Below are 1,019 nucleotides of genomic sequence, written 5' to 3' on the forward strand. Positions count from 1 at the left end.
ACGGGGCTGCATTACAACTTCTTCAGGTATTATGAGCCTGATGGGGGGCGGTTTGTGAATCAGGATCCGATTGGGTTGTTTGGGGGGAGTAATTTTTATGCGTTTGCACCAAATACTACGAAATGGATAGATACATTAGGTTGGTTTAAATATCATGGGAATTGGTGTGGACCAGACTGGACAGGGGGGAGAGAAGAGCAATACAGTAAGCTTCGAGACAATAACGGTTATTATGCTGAACCAATGGGAGTATTGGATACGGCTTGCAGGCAACATGATATTTGTTATGCTAAGTGTAGGGAACAATTCTCATGTTCAGGATTAGAAAAATATAACTGTATGGTAAGGTGTGATGACACTCTTGTGAATACATCTAAAAATATCCAACATGATCCTAATTCTTCTTCTATAAAACGTTGGGGGCTTGAAAAGGCAATTTCACAACACTATGGACCAGAAAATGATACTAATACTTGCCAAAACCCACCATCCCTCGATAAAACAATTAAAAAAACGTCTAAAAATCATAGGTGATATTATGAAAATTTATAAATATATAAGTATTTTTTTATTATATTTATTTATATATATAATTTTATTTATAATAAACCCTTGGATTTTGGAATTAATTAATATTACTATAACACTTCCATGGTCAATTATTGAAGAAGATATTATTACTCATTTAGGACTAAATCTGAATCCTACTATTGATAATATCTTTTATCGAAGAATAATACACTTTGCTTATGGATCAATTAGTTTTTTTATAAATATATTTCTTTTATACAAACTTATATATAAACTTAAAAAAATTTTCAAACTATACAAAATTAATTAGGTTTCGAATCTTATGCTTTTACAAGTGTAGCAAGCCGTAGTCCCTATAAAACCTCCAATCCCGACATAAGGTGTGTGCGGTACGTACGCACACGGGTTCTGTTTTTCAGACGACCCCATCCCCCAACAGGAGCAAGCCGCCATGGCCGTCAATAAAATCGCCCGTAAAAGCAGCGACT

Annotated in this window: 1 protein-coding gene; it reads left to right on the top strand. The window is 34.5% G+C overall.

The features are described 5' to 3' along the window. The coding region (locus ACTHR2_RS10505; RefSeq protein ID WP_440375707.1) for an RHS repeat-associated core domain-containing protein at positions 1-534 on the top strand (534 nt) is incomplete at its 5' end. Positions 535-1,019 lie beyond the last annotated feature (485 nt).

The sequence above is a fragment of the Neisseria sp. P0006.S004 genome, from assembly GCF_051963015.1.
GTDB lineage: Bacteria > Pseudomonadota > Gammaproteobacteria > Burkholderiales > Neisseriaceae > Neisseria.